This window comes from Desulfovulcanus ferrireducens (assembly GCF_018704065.1).
In the GTDB taxonomy this organism is placed as follows: domain Bacteria; phylum Desulfobacterota; class Desulfovibrionia; order Desulfovibrionales; family Desulfonatronovibrionaceae; genus Desulfovulcanus; species Desulfovulcanus ferrireducens.
In genome coordinates, this window is the sequence record NZ_JAGUQP010000002.1 from 68,372 (window position 1) to 86,586 (window position 18,215).

General features: G+C 41.9%; 17 protein-coding genes. 3 read left to right on the forward strand and 14 right to left on the reverse strand.

Going from position 1 to position 18,215, the window contains the following annotated elements; all coding sequences use genetic code 11:
* Window positions 1-142 precede the first annotated feature (142 nt).
* The 6 genes from KFV02_RS01445 to KFV02_RS01470 all read right to left on the reverse strand — a co-directional run bounded on the left by KFV02_RS01445 (window position 143) and on the right by KFV02_RS01470 (window position 7,002).
* Entirely contained in the window at window positions 143-2,650 is a 2,508-nt protein-coding gene (locus KFV02_RS01445) for a sensor domain-containing diguanylate cyclase (RefSeq protein ID WP_252379754.1), read from the reverse strand.
* A 145-nt stretch (window positions 2,651-2,795) separates the two neighbouring features.
* Window positions 2,796-3,761, reverse strand: coding sequence for a polyprenyl synthetase family protein (locus tag KFV02_RS01450; protein WP_252379755.1), 966 nt, complete (start codon window positions 3,759-3,761; stop codon window positions 2,796-2,798).
* A gap of 84 nt (window positions 3,762-3,845) precedes the next feature.
* Complete coding sequence (locus KFV02_RS01455) at window positions 3,846-4,637, reverse strand: 1,4-dihydroxy-6-naphtoate synthase (RefSeq protein WP_252379756.1); 792 nt, start codon at window positions 4,635-4,637, stop codon at window positions 3,846-3,848.
* A 104-nt stretch (window positions 4,638-4,741) separates the two neighbouring features.
* On the reverse strand, window positions 4,742-5,428 hold the full coding sequence (gene mqnB / locus KFV02_RS01460) for a futalosine hydrolase (RefSeq protein WP_252379757.1): 687 nt from the start codon (window positions 5,426-5,428) through the stop codon (window positions 4,742-4,744).
* Window positions 5,428-5,601, reverse strand: coding sequence for a hypothetical protein (locus KFV02_RS01465; protein WP_252379758.1), 174 nt, complete (start codon window positions 5,599-5,601; stop codon window positions 5,428-5,430). The genes mqnB and KFV02_RS01465 overlap by 1 nt, the downstream gene beginning before the upstream one ends.
* 87 nt (window positions 5,602-5,688) lie before the next feature.
* The gene (locus KFV02_RS01470; RefSeq protein ID WP_252379759.1) at window positions 5,689-7,002 is read right to left on the reverse strand and encodes a nucleotide sugar dehydrogenase; all 1,314 of its coding nucleotides are present in this window, start codon (window positions 7,000-7,002) and stop codon (window positions 5,689-5,691) included.
* A 117-nt stretch (window positions 7,003-7,119) separates the two neighbouring features.
* Between KFV02_RS01470 and KFV02_RS01475 the strand changes: the two genes are divergently transcribed.
* Window positions 7,120-7,320, forward strand: coding sequence for a DUF2065 domain-containing protein (locus tag KFV02_RS01475; protein ID WP_252379760.1), 201 nt, complete (start codon window positions 7,120-7,122; stop codon window positions 7,318-7,320).
* Window positions 7,321-7,373: 53 nt separating this feature from the next.
* On the opposite strand, the gene KFV02_RS01480 is transcribed toward KFV02_RS01475, so the two are convergent.
* The 6 genes from KFV02_RS01480 to ahbB form a co-directional block, all read right to left on the reverse strand.
* Window positions 7,374-8,075 carry a ubiquinone/menaquinone biosynthesis methyltransferase gene (locus tag KFV02_RS01480; RefSeq protein ID WP_252379761.1) on the reverse strand — a complete coding sequence of 234 codons (702 nt, stop codon included), beginning with the start codon at window positions 8,073-8,075 and terminating at the stop codon, window positions 7,374-7,376.
* A 9-nt stretch (window positions 8,076-8,084) separates the two neighbouring features.
* On the reverse strand, window positions 8,085-8,258 hold the full coding sequence (locus KFV02_RS01485) for a hypothetical protein (protein ID WP_252379762.1): 174 nt from the start codon (window positions 8,256-8,258) through the stop codon (window positions 8,085-8,087).
* Window positions 8,259-8,575: 317 nt separating this feature from the next.
* Window positions 8,576-9,865 (reverse strand): V-type ATP synthase subunit I domain-containing protein, encoded by a 1,290-nt coding sequence (locus tag KFV02_RS01490; protein ID WP_252379763.1) that lies wholly within the window; start codon window positions 9,863-9,865, stop codon window positions 8,576-8,578.
* 62 nt (window positions 9,866-9,927) lie between these two features.
* The gene (locus tag KFV02_RS01495; protein ID WP_252379764.1) at window positions 9,928-10,332 is read right to left on the reverse strand and encodes a cytochrome c3 family protein; all 405 of its coding nucleotides are present in this window, start codon (window positions 10,330-10,332) and stop codon (window positions 9,928-9,930) included.
* 329 nt (window positions 10,333-10,661) lie between these two features.
* The gene (gene hemL, locus KFV02_RS01500; protein ID WP_252379765.1) at window positions 10,662-11,930 is read right to left on the reverse strand and encodes a glutamate-1-semialdehyde 2,1-aminomutase; all 1,269 of its coding nucleotides are present in this window, start codon (window positions 11,928-11,930) and stop codon (window positions 10,662-10,664) included.
* Between the two features lie 120 nt (window positions 11,931-12,050).
* Window positions 12,051-12,533: a siroheme decarboxylase subunit beta gene (ahbB, locus tag KFV02_RS01505; protein WP_252379766.1), complete on the reverse strand. Its 483-nt coding sequence runs from the start codon at window positions 12,531-12,533 to the stop codon at window positions 12,051-12,053.
* Window positions 12,534-13,829: 1,296 nt separating this feature from the next.
* Here ahbB and KFV02_RS01510 point away from each other — a divergent pair.
* Window positions 13,830-14,333, forward strand: coding sequence for a hypothetical protein (locus tag KFV02_RS01510; protein ID WP_252379767.1), 504 nt, complete (start codon window positions 13,830-13,832; stop codon window positions 14,331-14,333).
* Window positions 14,334-14,825: 492 nt separating this feature from the next.
* Here KFV02_RS01510 and KFV02_RS01515 read toward each other — a convergent pair whose 3' ends face one another.
* Both KFV02_RS01515 and KFV02_RS01520 read right to left on the reverse strand, forming a co-directional pair.
* Complete coding sequence (locus KFV02_RS01515) at window positions 14,826-15,167, reverse strand: P-II family nitrogen regulator (RefSeq protein ID WP_252379768.1); 342 nt, start codon at window positions 15,165-15,167, stop codon at window positions 14,826-14,828.
* Between the two features lie 28 nt (window positions 15,168-15,195).
* Complete coding sequence (locus tag KFV02_RS01520) at window positions 15,196-16,566, reverse strand: ammonium transporter (protein WP_252379769.1); 1,371 nt, start codon at window positions 16,564-16,566, stop codon at window positions 15,196-15,198.
* 842 nt (window positions 16,567-17,408) lie between these two features.
* On the opposite strand from KFV02_RS01520, the gene KFV02_RS01525 reads away from it, so the two are divergent.
* Window positions 17,409-18,215: a 2-amino-3,7-dideoxy-D-threo-hept-6-ulosonate synthase gene (locus KFV02_RS01525; protein ID WP_252379770.1), complete on the forward strand. Its 807-nt coding sequence runs from the start codon at window positions 17,409-17,411 to the stop codon at window positions 18,213-18,215.

Here is an 18,215-nt window from a genome sequence, read left to right on the forward strand (position 1 = left end):
TTGTTTTTATTATCCTGTGGGATGAATCTGATTTGCATATTTATTAAGCGGGTTTATTGATTTTACCAGGCAAAAGGCAATTATGCATAAGACTACTATAGTAAAAAAAACAGCGGTTTGTGCTTTTTCAATCCCTCTGTGCTTAAACATCTTCTGCCCAAGCAATTCTATTGCCCCCTGAGCTTTTGGCCCTGTAACTTGCCTGGTCTGCCCTGAAGAGCAAATTATTTGCATCCTCATCTTCTTTTAACATGGCCAAACCAATACTTAACGTTAATTGACCATTAAATATTTGGTCAAAACTTTCTTTAATTCTTTCGGCTAGGGCTTCCAGGTTGTCTTTATCCACCTCGCTGGCCAGAAGGACAAATTCATCGCCCCCATAACGACAGGGAAAGTCCATTCCTTGTCGTGAATTTTGACGTAAAATCCGGCCCAATTTTGCCAGAGCCCGGTCGCCCTCTTGATGTCCAAAACAATCATTATATGTTTTAAATTTATCTAAATCAAAAAAAATAAGGCCTAACCCTTTTCCGGTTCGTTTGGCCCGACTGACTTCTCGCTTCAAAAATAGTTTGAGTTGATGGCGGTTAAATATCTTAGTCAGATAGTCAAATGTCGCTTGCATTTTGATTTTTTGTTCTAATCGTCTAATGGTAGTCAGGTCACGGCCAACAATAAGATATTGAGGAGTTGGACCACTTAGTTTAGTTATGATTAACTCCAGGGTTTTCAAGGTATTTCCCAAAGGAATAGTGGCCTCGATTGGCATATCCTGTTGATCAAGAATGCTTGGTCCCCAAATAGGAGCAATGACAGGTGCTGGAGTAGCAATGGTAAATAAATTTTTTCCTTTGAGGTGGGGAGCAGCATACTTTGGGGTAGCAAAGAGAATTTGGCCTTGTTTATCCACAGTTAGAACAAGATCTTGCATGGACTCAATCACACCATGCAAGAATTCGCGTTGTCGGACAATATCTGCCTCCAAAGAGGTAATATCGGAGATATCCTGTACAACAACCATGATTTGCTCTACCTTTTCAATTTTAACTTTGTGGGCAGCGATATGCCAGCATGGCTCTTTTTGTTTGGATGTGGGTTCAAAGGAACAAAAAAGTTTGCTATAATATTTTGATTTGCCTTCCAAGAAGTCAAGCCATAGAGGATCAGGGGGTAACTTGTGCGTCTGTGACATTAAATTCCAGAAAAACGTACCCTGAATATTTGCGTTTATTCCTAATATCTCTTTTAATTTACGGTTTAACTGTAAAATTTCTCCATTAAGATTCAACTGGGCTATACCAACAGGAAGAAGGTCTATAGCTTTGGCTTTACTTTCAATACCTAATTGTCGATAATAATAAACTTTATAGTGTCTGGCCAGGAAGTCAGAGTATAAGTTGAGTTCTTCTAACCGATCATGCGATAGCTCCTTCTTATCAATCCAGAGCCCGCCAATGTGCAAGGAACCAGATGAAAGGGGCAACAGTTTGCCCGATATGGGTATCTGTTCAAAACTAGCATATTCGCCTAAGGTTTGCACACCTTCTTTTCTCTGATAGCGGTTTAGGTGATAATATCTCGTCAAAGGAGAACGTAAGGCCAGATAAAAGTTGCTTAAGTTCCAAGTCCAATAAAGATGTTTGGCTACTGTTTTGACGACTTTTTCTAAGGATCCGTTTGACTGACCAATCTCTTGGGCCATAAAGTAAAAATCTTGAATGCGTTGTACCGGTAATTCGTATAATTTGATTCCATTTTCGGTTTCTCTTATGCCTAAACTCTGGCACAGAGCCTTAAACCGGTCTGTATTTTGAGCGCGTAACGCTTCAAATTCTTGTGCGTCAATGTGGAAAAGCTTTTTGGCCCATTGCTTGAGTTGAAATAAAGCTCGAAAGTCTCTATGAGCGAACTCTGCTTCTGCCCAATAAGTTCCTAAAATTATAGCCTGGTCACAAGGTGAGTAATTGTGCAGGTTTTCAATGTCATGATGTTTGCCTATTCCCTGGCAATTTTCTGCAGGGAATCCCCATGCATCGAGCAATGCGAGAGTAAGTTCCGGATGAGTTATGCCCCATTCATTTTCTTCCAGTTTCAGTTGGTTATCATGCAAAGAAATTATATTTAGTTTGTTTTCTGGTTGTAATTTTTTAAAAATATCCGCGCGTTCATCTTTCAGGCAACAAATTAAAAGAAGGGACATGTCCTTTAGCAATGAGCAGAGATAAACCATCTCTGCTTTTTCCGGGCATACTTTCCGGGCCAAAAGTTCACTGGCAGAGGCCCCCCAGACAATCTGACTCCAAATATTATATTTTAAATCATAACATTTTTCGAGCTTGGCTGAAAGATTTCGTTGAAATGTAATAGAGATGGCTATTTTTAAGATCTCTTTTGTCCCTAAAACTACGGCTGCTCTTTTTATGTCCGTAACTTTTTGACTCAAGCTGTAAAAGGGAGAATTGGCCAAGGAGAGAATGGCCGCGCTAAGAGCAGGGTCAAGGCTAATAATTTGGACTAATTCGTCCAAATCTGGTTTGGTCTTGGATGCCTCAAGCGCTAATTTAGACATGACCGGCGGAAAAACTATGTAGAGAGTATCTTTGAGTGAGTTTTTCAGCTTATGGGCTAATTTTTTTTTGTCATCCATTTTTTTGGTTTGGGGGCGGGACTTGGCTTAATAACATAATAATTTTACAAAATAATACATATTTATAGCAAAACTAATTAATGCTTCTAGTCAAGTGATGCTTCTGATGTCCTTGCCGTCCTGAGCTCTAAACTCTATATTTATGCTACTTGTCTCTGGACAAAACCAACCCTAGAATTTTTTTTAGTATTTCTTTTTCCAGTGTGTCTGGGAAATTGACCAAAGCTTTTTCGGACTTTTGCAAAAAAACTTGAGCTTCCTGACGTACTTTTTCGGCCAACCCCATCTCTTGTATAGATGTTATAACCTCTTCTATTTCTTCTTCACTCAAATTGTTTTCCGCTATTTTAGATAGTAGATTCTTTCTTTTATCTTCATCCAATTTTTTAAGATATAAAATAAGAGGCAAGGTAAGTTTTCCTTCTCTCAGATCCCCACCCAGAGGTTTGCCAGAGATTGCGCTTACTGAAGTATAGTCCAGGGCATCATCTACAAGTTGAAAAGCAATGCCTAGATTTAAACCATAAACGCGAGCCTTATCCTGCATATATTCATCACTATTTGCAATAATAGCACCACACAAGCAGGCGGCCTGTATAAGAAAAGCTGTTTTGCCTTCAATAATTTGCAAATAAGTGTCTTCAGTTAGGTTTGGATTTCTTAACCAATGAATTTCTTCAATCTCTCCGCTGGCTGTTTTTAAGATAGCTTCAGCCACACAATGAGTCAAAGGTGGCAAATTGTATCGGGCCACGATCATATTGGCTAGCGCCAGGAGCCCATCCCCGGCCAGAACTGTCTGAGTCAATCCAAAAACCAGATGGGCTGATTTCTTTCCCCTGCGCAAATGCGCATTGTCTAAAATATCATCATGCATTAGCGTAGCTGAATGTAGAAACTCCAGGGCGCAGGCTAGTGGATATAGATTTTTATCCGTATAACCTAAAGCACGGCCCATTAAAATGGTCAGGAGTGGACGTAATCGTTTGCCTCCAGCGCTTAAAGTATATTCGGCAACCTGGCGCACTGAAGGGTGTAACCCCTTTAACTCTTCTTCCAGAACCAAGTTTATCAGGGGTAATTCTTTTTGCAAATATTCTTTTACGTTCATTTTATTTTTATTTAAGTCCAAGCTGTTTCCATTATCATAAGTGATTTATTGGTTAACTGGCTCACGAATCAACTGTTTAACTATTTAACCAATATCCTTTAGGATTTCCAAAGCTTTTTTTCCCAATGGGCCAGTTTCAAGACTAAAAGAATTAACATAGGCATTTATATGCTCTTCAATGACAGGGTCATCCATTTCCTGGGCCAGGGACTTTATAAAAGGCCAGACAGCCTCTTTTTCCTCATGAGCAAGCTTAATAGATGCCTGTATTTTTTCCTGCACTGCAGAGATCAGTTGCTGCCCGAGTGATTTCTTGGCAATAATCACTCCCAGGGGAAGGGGAAGATTATCCGTCCTGGCTTTCCACCACTGGCCTAGATCCAAAACAAGATCCAAACCATAATGTTCATAAACAAGGGCAGTTTCATGAATAACCAGCCCGGCGTCAACCTTTTGTCTCTGCACTGCCTCAACGATTTGATCAAAAACCATGGGAACAGGCTCAAACTCATATTCAAGTGCCCCTTTAAGCAGCCAAAAGGCCGTTGTCTTTAACCCTGGCACGGCAATACGCTTAAACACCCCCTTTTTCCCCGCCAGAGCCACGAGTTTTGGTCCGTGTTCCAGTCCAAATGCTCCGCCACAACTTAAAATATGATACTCTGCATCAACCTTCAGAGCCTGGACTGCTGAAACCTTGATTACATCAAATTGTTGTTTTTCAGCCTGTTCGTTCAGGGCCTCCACATCATTCCAAAAAAACCTGCTCCTATAGCCTTCTACGTCTCCGAGCAACCCCAGCACCCAAGCTCCAAAAATATAACTGTCATTGGGGCAGGGAGAAATAGCTATGCTTAATGATTTAAGATCAGACATTGGATAATGTTGGATGTTGAATTATTTTAAAAGGCTCAAAGTTAAGCCTGGATTTGTGAAAAGGCTACGATTACCTCGAACACAAAAAACTCGAACGTCGAACCTTAAAAAAAAGTCGGCCAAATTGAATTCAACTTTTTTAGAGCTAGACTTATATTCCAGTCTTTTTTGTCTCTAGAGCCGACCAGATTTGAAATAGTTCGTACTTCTATAAAAGGAATCTGTCTCAAAATACAAACATAAGCAAGAGCAAAGCCTTCCATATTCTCAATGTGTGCGCCGTACTTTTGTCTAAGCAACCGGGCCCTTGCTTGTGCCCCTGTAACTCCGGCCACAGTTAAGCTAATTACCCTGGACCAGGACATGGGAAGGAAAACTCCCAGGTCTTTGCTGGCCAGTTCAGGTGAGAGTTCAATAACATCCCAAATCTTTTCTCCGTTTATAGCGGCCTGGGCAAACCCTAGGCCGCGAGCCTGGATGCCATCATCAGTGACCAAACCAAACTCAGGCCAGATTTCCCGTTTAGCCACACAAATATCTCCTAATCCGAGAGAGTTCAGGTCGAAACTCCCAGCAATGCCGATATTAACTACTCCGCTTACATTGTACTCGGTTACACACGCAGTTAATTTATGGCTGGCGTTCAGGGGGCCAATGCCTGTAACTAAGAAAGCCACCTCTTTGTTTTTATAAGTAGTGACAACCAGCCCTGAATCAAATTTGGGCAGGGGAAGGTGGCCGTGAATAAATGAGCCTAGTTCTTTTATTGTGGCCGCAGCAAAAACAAGCATCAATTCTTTTGGATCGCCAGGTATTTATGATTATTTTTAAGATCAGTAATGTTTTTAATAGAGGCTTTTTTCTTCGCTAAAATTTTTTGCAACTTATCAATCTGTTCCTGAGTACACTCAACAAAGACAGTGTCTCCTGATTTTAAAGAGTCCAGGTGGTACCTCACCTGCATAAATCCACTTCAACAATCTTGCCACAAATGGATGGTCATGGTGCTGTGTTAAGTTGTCTGTTCAATCATTTTACAAACCAAACTAATCTACAGCCGCCAATATGATAGCCCATGAGCATTGAACTCGTCTGGCTTGAACATGCCTTTGACATCTACCAGCACTCCATTTCGAGGATTTTTAAACAACTTGGCCAAATCTGCAGCACTCAAATTTTTATAGCTTTGATGCGGCACGGCCAAAACCAGAGCATCTAAGTCTGTCAGTTGGTCAAAAGCAAGTAAATTAACTCCATATTCTTTTTCGGCCTCTTTTGGGTCAGCTAGAGGATCATGGACAAGAACCTGAAGGCAGTATTCAGAGAGTTCTGTAATTATATCGATTACTTTACTATTTCTTAAATCAGGTACGTTTTCTTTGAAAGTTAGGCCAAGGACGCCAACTCGGGCGTGGCCTATGAGGCAATTACGTTTAATTAGCTCTTTTACTGTCTTTTCAGCCACATATTTGCCTACGGAATCATTGATCCGCCGGCCAGCCAAAATCACCTGGGGATGATAGCCTAGAGCCTCAGCCTTGAAAGTCAAATAATACGGATCCACTCCGATACAATGACCACCCACCAAGCCTGGCCTAAAGGGCAGAAAATTCCATTTGGTCCCAGCAGCTTCGAGAACTTCTAAGGTGTCAATGTCCATGAGATCAAAAATCATGGCCAACTCATTCATCAAGGCAATATTTAAATCTCTTTGGGTATTTTCAATAACCTTAGCTGCCTCGGCTACTTTAATGCTAGAGGCCTTATGAATGCCGGCTTTCACCACCTGTCCGTAAACTTGGGCCAACAGTTCTGTAGTCTCTTTGTCCTGGCCTGCAACAACCTTGACGATGGTTTCTAAGGTATGGACTTTATCTCCGGGATTTATACGTTCAGGAGAGTAGCCAACCCAAAAGTCCCGGCCGCATTTGAGCCCTGATTCCCGTTCTAAGATTGGTACGCACTCGTCTTCTGTTACCCCGGGATAAACTGTGGATTCATAAACAACTACAGAGCCTGGTTGTAAGTTTTGCCCCACACTAATTGACGCATTTATAACCGGCCTGAGATTGGGGCGACGATATGTATCTATGGGGGTAGGCACAGCCACTATAATCAACTTGGCCGCCCCAAGGATTTTGGGGTCAGTGCTGAAGTTTATGGAAGCTTTTTTCAATTCATCTGGTTCAACTTCTTTGGTGTTGTCCACACCCTTTTTTAGAGCCGCGATTCTTTCCTCACTAATATCAAAGCCGATGACCTTAAAATATTTACTAAAAGCCACCGCCAGGGGAAGCCCTACATAGCCTAAACCGACAACAGCAATGGACTCCTGTTTACTAATCAGTTCATCAAAGCGGATCATTTTTCCTCCCTGATTTAACTCGTACTTTGAGGCATTAATATTTTCTTTCCACAGCTATCAAATATGAGCTATCTTCTAAAACTGGACTTTCATTATCTTTGAGGATAAATATTGCTCATGAAGTTTGATTTTTCCCTCTTTCTCTCAGCCTTGGGACTAGCTTTTGTCATAGAAGGGCTACCCTATTTTCTATGGGCGGAAAAAATGCCTCAAATTTTAAGCCTCTTGTCGCAAAAGCCGCCTTCCGCTCTCCGCCGAATGGGTTTTACTGCCATTATTCTCGGCCTGGTTATCGTTTTTGTGGGCCGGAGATTTTGATTTTTTTATTGTATTTTTTAGAAATCCTCGTTTAACGGCTAGAGAGCTAGGGTCTATTTTTGTGCCACATGAATATACACAATCCCTGAACTTAAAGGATAAAAAAATGCCCGGGAAAAACCTGTTTGAATGATTTCTCGGGCCAGCTCATTGGGGCCTGGAAAATTGCAAATAGTTTCGGCTAGATATCTATAGGCGAAAGCATCTTTTGATACCATCTTACCTACTAGTGGCAATACCCTGGACAAATAAAAATTGTATATACCTTTCCAGACTTTTCTTTTCCCGGTCCCGAATTCCAGAATACATAATGTCCCGCCAGGCTTTAAAACGCGCAGGATTTCAGCATAGGCTTGATTTCTGGGTAAGATGTTGCGGATACCAAAGGCAATGCTTGCGCAGTCCACACTTTCGTCTGGCAACGGAATTTTTCTTGCATCAGCCTGGAGAGGAAATATGCGTTTTTTTTCCCAGGTATTCATTTTTTTTTGTCCGGTGAGAAGCATAGGCAGGGTAAAATCAAGCGCTAGCACTTTGGCGGAAGGATTCTGTCGCAAAACTTCTTTGCTCACGTCCAGTGTCCCTGCAGCCAAGTCTAGGACGAGCCCCTCCGCTGGTACGGCCATAGTCCTGACTAGCCTATACCGCCAATAAATATCCAGGCCCAGACTTAAAAAATGGTTTAAAAAATCATACCAGCGGGCAATACGGCCAAAAAGTCCCGCCACTTTCTGGCTGTGTTCAGAGATAGTCATTGTCTGAAATTAGTTTTTATCCTCGGTTTGTTCTGACAGGGGCCTGGAAATATTTTTTAAAACTTCTTCATAGATGAGCGAAAAGAATTCCGGAAAGTTGTTCGGAGAAATCCGGCCAATTTCAATAAACTTGACTACTATTTCTTTGGTTACCTGCAGTGCCTGCTTCTGTAGTTGGTCCATAGTCAACGTCCTCTAAAGTTTAGTGTCTAAGGCTCAAGGCGTAGGGCATGTCATTTACCACGGGAACCCTTTACCTTTTCCCTCAAAATAAAAAATCCGCCCGGTGGGAAATGGCTTTGACCAGACAATTTTTTTATCCGGGCGGCAAAAAAGGAAAAAACCCGTTAGGCCCTCCCCTTTTTTCAAAAATATAGCACCAACTTGCAAGCTAGTCGAGAGTTTCTTCTGTTGAATAATTTGTGCCTAGCCTTAGCCAGCACTTTGAGTCTAACCTACTTACGGTTATAACTACGGCTAGTGATTCATATATTTTTTAGCTATTTTTTATTACTTTTTTGAGCCAAAAGCGCACTGATCTCTTCTCGAATCACCTGGGCTGCGGCAGCTGGCACCTTTTTGCTCACAAATTCTTCCATTTCTATTTTTAACTGGTTGGCTAAAAGCTTCAAATCATCCCGGGTTACAAAGTTGTGAGAGATATCTTCTATTTGCTTTGAAAAATCTTCCGAAGAAGGTATGTCTTTGACTTTTGCCAGTTCAGAGGACATATTTTCAAGCCTGTCTTGTAATTTTCCCCAGTATTTTAAAGCGTTTTCAATTTCTTGAGCCAAAGCCTTTTTTTCCCGGTGCCAGGTTGAAGTCTCTTTCTCTAACCTTTGACCTACCAGTTCTATCATGTAGTTTTGTAATTCTTCTTTGAGTTTGTCATCATCCACGTCTTTATTTTCAACCTGAATTCTGTTCAGTTCTTGAACAACGATCTCTTTTATCTCATCGTTTCCAGGAATGGATAAATTATTCAGTTTCTCTTCGACCTGTTCAATCTTTTGTTTCAACGGGTCAAGTTCAGCTGGCAGCATTTTCGCTAACTGGAGCTTAACTTGTTCAGCTACCTGGCTGTTAATCTCGTTTATCAGCTCGTTTTTTATTCCCGTGAGCTTATTTTCAAATTCTGTCTCTATCGTATCTATTTTTTGCTCCAGGACCATGAATTTGTCTTCAAGAGCAGCTATTTTTTCTATGTCTTGATTCTCTGGATTATCTGGGGATGTCTCCGTATTTAAAGCATCCTCGTCAAGTTTTTTTTCTTTATGTTCAGACTGATTTTTCTGAACACTTTTTTCAATATACGATAAGCTCTTTTCTTCGGCAGAAACATCTTTTTGCACTTTATCTGGGCTACTTTCATCCAGATCGGCAATTATATTATCTAATTCCGCAAACTCATCTCCAAATTCTTCTGTGGTTACGGAAGATTGAATGGTGGAGTCGTCCTGGCTCGGTTCTTCTCTTTTATCTATTGCTCGTTCTTCGGGAGACTCCTTTGCTTCAATTAGGGCTTCTTCTTCAAATAAGTCGTCAAAACCTAAATCATCAATTTCATCTTCCTTTGTCTTTTCTCCCGGCTTTGATTCATCTATGACGCTCTCAAAAATATCACTTAACTCTTCATCAAAATCTTTGCCTTCAACCGCCTTTTCTTTGGGAAAGGCTTCCACGTTTTCAGATTCTTTTTTATCCGTTTTCTTTAGGGAGGTTCCCTCTTCAACCACTTCGGTTAACTCTATTATTTCATTTAAACTTTGCTGCTCATTATTGGCGGTCATATTTAACCCTCTCACTTAATAAAAAAGGGGGAGCTATGACTCCCCCTTTTTTCTTTTCCAAACTACTTTTTTTTGGGGTGGCAGCCATTACAAGAAGTTGGACCGGTCTTTTTTCCGGCCTTCTTCAGATCTTTATGGCAACCCTTCATGCATAGTTTATGATAGGCAGTATAATAGTACTTGATGCTCTTCTTTTCTTTGCCCTTTGCTTTGGCAATGTCATGACAGCCGGCATCAGTACACTTCTTGATGGGTGATTTGCCGTCCCATTTATGATGACACTTAGTACACTCAATTCCCTTATGCGCTCCTTTGTGGGAGAAAGGTACCGGGGCTTTTTTCATCTTTACCCCAGCAGGGGCCTTAAGCAGCATGTCATCAGGTACATCTACAGCATAGAGATTTGGAAGAACAAATGCACCCACTAGGGCTGCACAAACCAGGGCCACAAACAATGACTTTTTCATCTGCACTCACCTCCTTTAAAAAGTTTTTGATTTGTAAAAAAAAAGCACAAAATTAATACACTGTTTAGGGAAGGTCAATTTGCCCTGTCAAGTAGCTTATTCAATTTTTTGAAGTTTACTGAACACGCAAATTTAATGATTATTGAGTTAATGGAGGTGTGTTGTATCCAGCTTATCAAGAGTTCAACTTGTTGATCCAGTTATACTTTTAACAGCCGAAGGATATCAAGCTTCGGTCATTATACAGGTTCAAGCACGATTGTGGAGTTTGCGGCAGCCCTTATTAACTTATGAAGTTTACTCCTTAACTAAAAAAGATCAACACATGATTAAAATTTAATTCTGTTCGCTGCATCCAAAGTTTTTTCCAAGTCTTCCTCTGTATGGGCAAAGGAATTAAAAGCACACTCAAACCCTGAGGGAGCCAGATAAATCCCTTGTTCACGCATTTGGTTGTAAAATTTGATAAAAAGTTCCTGGTCAGATTTCTGGGCACTGGTAAAATCTTTTACTGGTTCAGAAGTAAAAAACAGTGTAAACATAGATGCAGTGAGGTTTACCTGAACAGGGACTCCTTTTTCCGACAAGATATCTTTGAGCCCCAGGGCAAGTTCCTTGGTTTTTTGGGCCAGAAGTTCGTAGTCCATTGACTTCAAAGTGTTAATCGTGGCCAGACCTGCAGCCATGGCCAGAGGATTTCCAGACAGGGTTCCGGCCTGATATACATCTCCGCACGGTGCAATCCGGGACATGATTTCCTTTTTTCCTCCATAGGCGCCGACAGGAAGCCCTCCACCGATAATTTTGCCCAGACAGGTCAGATCCGGAATAACCCCATAGAGCCCCTGGGCTCCGTTAAAAGATACCCTGAATCCGGTGATCACCTCATCAAAAACCAGTAGAGCCCCGTATTCTGAGGTTATCTGTCTCAAACCCTGCAAAAAGCCTTCTTCCGGCAGGACTACGCCCATATTCCCGGCAACTGGTTCAACGAAAACCGCAGCAATATCTTCTCCATAACGGGCAAATAATTCTTTTACCTCGTCCAGATTATTGTATTCAGCAAGAAGAGTGTGTTTAACTGTTTCTTCTGGTACTCCCGGCGTGCCAGGAATGGACAATGTAGCTACGCCAGAACCGGCACTGGCTAAAAAGGCATCGGCATGACCATGATAGCACCCATGAAATTTAACCACCTTGTTTCGACCGGTATATCCCCGGGCCAGGCGCAAAGCACTCATGGTCGCTTCTGTCCCTGAATTGACCATGCGAACCATTTCCACGCCGGGCAGGGCATCAACTATAGCCCTGGCCAGGTCAATTTCAGCTTTACACGGCGCACCATAACTCGTGCCTTTGTCTACGGCTTCGTGTAAAGCCTTGTTTACCGCAGGATGATTATGTCCCAAAAGCATGGGGCCCCAGGACATTACATAATCTATATATTTCTGCCCATCTTCTGTGTAAACGTATGCCCCGTCTGCCTTGGCAATAAATAAAGGATCGGTCTTTACGCTCTTACAAGCTCTAACCGGACTGTTCACTCCGCCGGGAATAATCTCCTGGGCTAACGCAAAAAGTTCCTTGGAGTTAGTCATAAATTGCTCCTTATACTGGGTTTACGGGTGAATAGCGGGATGAAACTTTATGGAGGAAAATAGCGGTAGCCTTTTACACTCTTTCACCCACCTACTCATTCCTCTGACTACTCATAAACATTAAAAATACTCCATTGAGGTCTTTTTTAATTCTTTATAACTAAATAATATTTCGTACTGGGTCACTCCGGTTTCTTTAACCAGTTCGGAGATAACCCGTAGACAATCTTCCTCGCTTTGACCATGAATCATGGTATACAAATTATATGGCCAATCCAGACAATTTATACGTTCATAACAGTGGGTGATTTCAGGTTTAGAGGCCATAATTCGTCCAACCTGGTCAATATCGTGGTCCTCTTCTACATACCAGGCAACCATGGCGTTGTGTTCATAGCCAGCCTGCTGATGACGCAGTGTAGCTCCAAAGCGTCGGATATACCCTTCATTTTTTAATTTAGTAAGCAGGTTGAGTACCTCTTCTTCTGAAGAGCCTGTTTGCTTGGCAATCTCGGCAAAAGGCGTGGCTGAATCTGGCAGGTCAGCCTGGATGATTTTTAAGATTTCTTTTTGTTTGGGAGTCAACTCAATGGAATACGTCAAGATTCTTCCCCTTCAGAATTTTTTAGTTAAATTAGTGTTAACTTAAACCTATTGTTTCCTGGTTGCAAGTCTGGAAAGACTGTTATTTAAAAGAAATCTGTTTTCTTTTTCTTAAGCTGGCGAAAGCTGGGGTTGCATCCGATGGCTGCTCTTGGGTTGAGTAGTTAAGTAGTTGAGTAGTTGAGTAGTTGAGTAGGTGAGTAGGTGAGTGGTTGAGTGGGGAGAGTAAGGTGGGGATGGATGATATGAAAATGACTTTTGAGAGTTTAGAAGCTTGGCCAATCCAGACGGAGTAGAGTAGATATGGGACTTCGTAGTAGAATTTTTCCTGATTGCCGCCAGATTCCTGATTATTATCACTGGACAGAGTATGTGCTCAGGTTTGATTCCTAAATTATGAGAAATTTTGCTAACTATAAGCAAAAAAAAGAGAAAACAATCAGCAGATGGAATGCTAAAATTAATGTTTCTGAAAAATCTGTGTAAATAGTGGATGCGCCCGTAAGCCGGAAATTTTTTAGTCATACACGAGAAATCTCCCGTGCATCGGGCATTGATGGTTTTGCATCTGAAAAACAAAAGCCCCTTGCTGATTAGGAGGAATTTTCATAGGAGTCTGTGACCAACCCCTACTTAAGAGGACATTTTTTCATAATTTTTTTCAATCCTGATTTCTTTCATGCTGGTGCAAATGCCTGGACCCAACTATAGCTTGCTTGCGGGCAGAGCATAATGGGATATTTTGAGTAAACAAAATAGTCTTTTAATTATACCTACGTTTTGCGATTTTCACCCGATGGGTGAGATTGCCACGGACAGCTTCGCTGCCCTCGCAATGACGAACTCGCTCCTGTCATTGCGAGGAGCGAGCGTGAGCGAGGCGACGAAGCAATCTCAAAGTTTGAACTGCAAAAAAATCGTTCAATTTAAACTATAGATAGTTATTATGGCAGATAGCACTAGATGTTTAGTTTTGTCACCCCGATGCTATGCTTATCCGGAAGCTTCGCCAAGATGGTTTACCCAGCCCTTTGCAATGCTTTCAAGAAATCAGGATTTTTAATCTGGTAGTCAAAATGGGGCTTGGCCACAGACTCATAGATGAAGTATTAAAAGTTGAAGGTGTTAGGCAGGTATTGTTGAATCCTGGATTTTATAAATTGTGAGTATTATATATATCTTGTCTGAAATAAATTTTTAGGGTTGGCTAGGTATATAATGGAGTATTCGGGTCAACTGAGAGGCTTGCCTTCATGAGAGTAGGCAGCATAAATGGTGATAGGGGAGTAGGTAGTAATGAAAAGGATATTTTTGCTTTTGGGGATATATTTTTATTTGCTCATTTGTCTATCAGTTCCTGCTTTTGGCGAGATTTCTCCTCAAATTTTATCCATGTTTAAAGAAGAAATAGAGTCGGCTAGAAATATATGTAATTTAGAAATACTCAATTCTTCTTATGCAAAATTTAACTTTATTGGCGGCTTTGCAGATGGTAAGTATAAACTAAAGCGTTATAAAATTAAATATATACAGGGCCATATCTATCAATTAAACCTTGTTTTTGAGAAGAAAAAAGGAATTTTAAAATATGGACAGAAGGTAAATATGTTTTTTTGGTATTTTAGAAATAAGATAGTATTTTTGACACCAAAAGGTAAGAGAAAGTTTATCTTGCCAGATAAGGCAATCAAGATAGAGAAGACAGCTACAGGATATAAAGTTATTACTTCTTCACAGGCGACCAATATAGAACTACCCTTAACTAATGGCAAAATTTATTTAAAACTCATGGTACGTTAGGCCATTTAGATTTTAGTGTATAGTTCTTGGTTCCTGAAATGCATTACAAACGACTTGGCCAGCCCATTTTTACCGAAGCTTGCGGAAAGATAGAGCATCGGGGTGAATGGGCTGAGTGTTTTGAGATAGACCTTAACTATCGATAATAAAAAGAATATCTGTTTGATCAAAATATTCCATTATGCTCTGTCCGCAAGCAAGTTTTGAGAACTGGTCCAAGGCTTTGTTCCAGCATGAAAGAAACCAGGACTAGAATAAACCATGGAAATTAAGTTGATTAAAAGGGTTGGCCACAGGCTCTGAGGAATTGTATTCTAACCCATTGAAATTATAATATTTGCCTACTCTCGGAATAACCCCTAGGACGATTGAAAGGAGTTTTTCCAGGGACATCAGCTAGGGATCATTTGTCTGAATAGTGAAAAAAGTAAAAGGGCAGGTGTATGGCCTGCCCTTTTATATTGTTTTAGGAGGAGGGATATATGCCTGATTTTAACCCATCGCTGCTGGGCCCTTTTCCTCGGTCCTAATGCGCATAGCATCTGCTATTTCCAGGACAAAAATGACTCCATCACCTTCTTTGCCGGTCTGGGCGCCTTTTTTGATAGCTTCTATTGCCGGCTGGACAAAGTCATCATTTACACCGATTTCCAGGCGGATTTTTTTCAATAAATTAACCTCTACCACCACACCTCTGTAGGTTTCTGTAAAGCCTTTTTGGCGTCCGCTACCCAGGACATTGGTTACGGACATATTAAAGATTTTAGCTGCATATAATTCCTGTTTTACACTGTTTAGCTTTTCTGGTCTTATATAGGCAATGATTAGTTTCATCTCTCCTTACTCCTTTTGGTTTTTGCTTTTATTCAGTAGTAAAGATCTGGAATCCATTGTAAGCTTCCATGCCATGTTCTGTAATATCCAGACCCTTAAGTTCTTCTTCCTCACTGGCCCGAACACCCATGATGAGATCGACTACCTTAAACAGGATAAAGCCCGCACCAAAGGCCCAGATAAACACAGCTGCAACACCGATAATCTGTGCCCAGAGCGGAGCAAAGCCGCCGCCATACAAGAGACCGGTAATATCACCATAACCAGGTGCAGCAAAAATGCCGACACAGATAGTCCCGAAAGCTCCGCATACACCGTGTACGGATACAGCACCCACGGGGTCATCAACTTTCAAAACTTTATCAATGAATTCAACAGATATAACACAGAGGATACCGGCCAGGAAACCTATAATAATGGAGCCTATAGGAGATACTTCATAACAGCCGGCAGTAATGGCTACCAGCCCGGCCAGAGCACCATTTAAAGTAAATGATGCATCAGGTTTGCCAAATTTTATCCAAGCAGCGAGCATGGAGCCTAAAACTCCTGCAGCTGCTGCCAGGTTAGTATTTACTGCGATATAGCCGATGGTCCCGTCAGCAGTGGTTGTGGAACCCGGGTTGAAACCAAACCAACCAAACCAAAGGATAAATACACCCAGAGCTGCCAAGGGGATATTGTGTCCCGGAATGGCCCGAGAAGCTCCATCAGGCCCATATTTGCCTTTACGGGCACCAACTACTATCGCACCGGCCAAAGCAACCCATCCGCCAACAGAGTGAACGACTGTGGAGCCGGCAAAATCGGCAAAGCCCATTCCTTCCAGCCATCCAGCAGCAGGATCACCTAACCATAAACTTCCCCATGCCCAGTGGCCGGAAATAGGATAGATTATTGCTGTGACAAACAAGCTGACCAGGATATAGGCCGGAAATTTAGTCCTTTCAGCAATACCTCCGGAAACAATAGTAGCCGCTGTTGCAGCGAACACGCTCTGAAAGAACCAGAAAGTCAGGGCCCACTGGCCATCAGGAGTGGTGGCATTGTAGCCGGACAGGGCAAAGCCGGAACTCCCAATAAATCCGCCAATGTCAGTGCCAAACATGATGGCAAAGCCGAAGAGAAAAAAGACAATGGCTCCGACACTGAAGTCTAGGGCATTTTTCATCAGGATGTTGGCTGCATTCTTGGCCCTAGTAAAACCGCATTCAACCATGGCAAATCCGGCCTGCATGAACATAACTAAAACAGCAGCAATCAAGGTCCATAAAATGTTGGCATTGGCCTGAGACAGGGATTCTTCTGCTGCTATGGCAGTGTGGGGAATAATCAAAGCTCCGGTTGTTAGGAGCGCACACTTGAGCCACGAAGTCATTCTTGAAATTTTCCTGTTCATAAAACCTCCTTATTAATATTTTTTTCGGGCAATGTGTCAGGGGAGAGGGGGTATATTTGTTATTTGTAACAAATAAGTCCTCGCTCCTCACCCGTCGCCTGAACAGTCATAATTTACAGTGTTTTTAAGCAAAGGTCGGACCAATTGCGTAATACGTTGAGATCATTGAGTGATTTATTTGGACATAAGGGGGCGTCTTGATATTTTTACAATTTTGTTAGTTTAAGACAACAAAAAAGGTTTTTTTGGGTGATAATTGTACAATTTTGTTAAATGCTTAATGGTTTTTTAATGAGGTTTTTGTGATGTGGTTATGGCGTTGGAATTATGTTATCTCTTTGTGGCGATGTTTGTTTTATCTCGTTTTTTGAGGGAGTGAGTTTTAGGTGACAAATTGTACAAAATTGTAAAACAATGATGGCGCAGGAAAAGGACATGAGATCTTGAACATAATCGGGAGTATTTATTTGGTTCTTTATCAGGGGGAAGGGAGAGAGTTTAGGTGCTTTGAGAAGGGGGGCGGAGTTGTAGATTGCTCGTAATAGAGTCGGTTGAACCCATGAGTGAATTGCCAAAAGAAAAATTGCTGATTTTGAAAAAAATAGTTGACAGGCACTCAGAAAAAGCATTAGGGAAATTTCCATGTTAAACATACCTTCCAACCACAGCAGCTTTAGCTTTTATTTTTGGTATTTTTATTTTAGCAGGGCCTGTGGTCTGGAGGGAGTGGTTTAAAGTTTAATAGTCAAACCAAAACCAAAGGGCCGCAGGCAAAAGCCGGCGGCCCTTTTTTTGTTTTTAAGGTCCGCCAAGCCTAGCGGCCCCAAATAAAGGAGGACGGTATGCATCTGGGTAAAGCTATTCGTTTGGAGAGAATTTTTAACCGTAACACAGGTAGAACCATTATTGTTCCTTTGGACCATGGGGTCACTGTTGGGCCGATATTTGGCTTGGTGGAGTTGAGAGAAACTGTGGATAAGGTGGCTGAAGGCGGAGCTAATGCTGTGCTTATGCATAAAGGCTTGCCTCGCTGTTCCCACCGTGGACATGGTCGTGACGTGGGTCTGATTGTCCACCTATCGGCAAGCACTGCACTTTCGCCGTTTCCTAATGCCAAGACTTTGGTAGGCACTGTGGAAGACGGATTACGCCTGGGAGCAGATGCTGTTTCTGTGCATCTTAATCTTGGTGATGAAACTGAGCGGGATATGCTAAGAGATGTTGGAGAGATTACCTCCCGGGCCAATGAATGGGGTATGCCCGTACTTGCTATGGTGTATGCCCGGGGTCCCAAGATAGAAAATGAATTTGATCCCGAAGTGGTTGCCCATTGTGCTCGGGTAGGCGAAGAGCTGGGTGCTGATGTGGTTAAAGTTCCCTATACTGGCAGCCCTGAGACTTTCGAGAGGGTGGTCGATGCCTGTTGCATTCCCGTAGTTATTGCCGGGGGACCAAAAATGAGCAATGACCGTGATATCCTGCAAATGGTCCATGATTCTGTTGCTGCAGGAGGAGCCGGTCTTTCTGTAGGCCGAAATATTTTCCAGCATAAAAATCCTGCCCTTATAGTTAAGGCCTTGGCCAAGATTGTCCACGAAGACGCCAGTGTTGAAGAGGCTTTACAAGTTTTGACAGAAAAGGAAGATTAA

Coding starts and splice junctions, on each gene's coding strand:
- KFV02_RS01470 (WP_252379759.1), bottom strand. CDS start 7,002: ATGATCCGCTTTGATGAACTGATTAGTAAACAGGAGTCCATTGCTGTT.
- KFV02_RS01445 (WP_252379754.1), bottom strand. CDS start 2,650: ATGGATGACAAAAAAAAATTAGCCCATAAGCTGAAAAACTCACTCAAA.
- KFV02_RS01515 (WP_252379768.1), bottom strand. CDS start 15,167: ATGAAACTAATCATTGCCTATATAAGACCAGAAAAGCTAAACAGTGTA.
- KFV02_RS01495 (WP_252379764.1), bottom strand. CDS start 10,332: ATGAAAAAGTCATTGTTTGTGGCCCTGGTTTGTGCAGCCCTAGTGGGT.
- KFV02_RS01510 (WP_252379767.1), top strand. CDS start 13,830: ATGAAAAGGATATTTTTGCTTTTGGGGATATATTTTTATTTGCTCATT.
- KFV02_RS01465 (WP_252379758.1), bottom strand. CDS start 5,601: ATGCAGGTGAGGTACCACCTGGACTCTTTAAAATCAGGAGACACTGTC.
- KFV02_RS01520 (WP_252379769.1), bottom strand. CDS start 16,566: ATGAACAGGAAAATTTCAAGAATGACTTCGTGGCTCAAGTGTGCGCTC.
- hemL (WP_252379765.1), bottom strand. CDS start 11,930: ATGACTAACTCCAAGGAACTTTTTGCGTTAGCCCAGGAGATTATTCCC.
- KFV02_RS01480 (WP_252379761.1), bottom strand. CDS start 8,075: ATGACTATCTCTGAACACAGCCAGAAAGTGGCGGGACTTTTTGGCCGT.
- KFV02_RS01475 (WP_252379760.1), top strand. CDS start 7,120: ATGAAGTTTGATTTTTCCCTCTTTCTCTCAGCCTTGGGACTAGCTTTT.
- KFV02_RS01455 (WP_252379756.1), bottom strand. CDS start 4,637: ATGTCTGATCTTAAATCATTAAGCATAGCTATTTCTCCCTGCCCCAAT.
- KFV02_RS01525 (WP_252379770.1), top strand. CDS start 17,409: ATGCATCTGGGTAAAGCTATTCGTTTGGAGAGAATTTTTAACCGTAAC.
- mqnB (WP_252379757.1), bottom strand. CDS start 5,428: ATGCTTGTTTTTGCTGCGGCCACAATAAAAGAACTAGGCTCATTTATT.
- KFV02_RS01485 (WP_252379762.1), bottom strand. CDS start 8,258: ATGGACCAACTACAGAAGCAGGCACTGCAGGTAACCAAAGAAATAGTA.
- KFV02_RS01490 (WP_252379763.1), bottom strand. CDS start 9,865: ATGACCGCCAATAATGAGCAGCAAAGTTTAAATGAAATAATAGAGTTA.
- KFV02_RS01450 (WP_252379755.1), bottom strand. CDS start 3,761: ATGAACGTAAAAGAATATTTGCAAAAAGAATTACCCCTGATAAACTTG.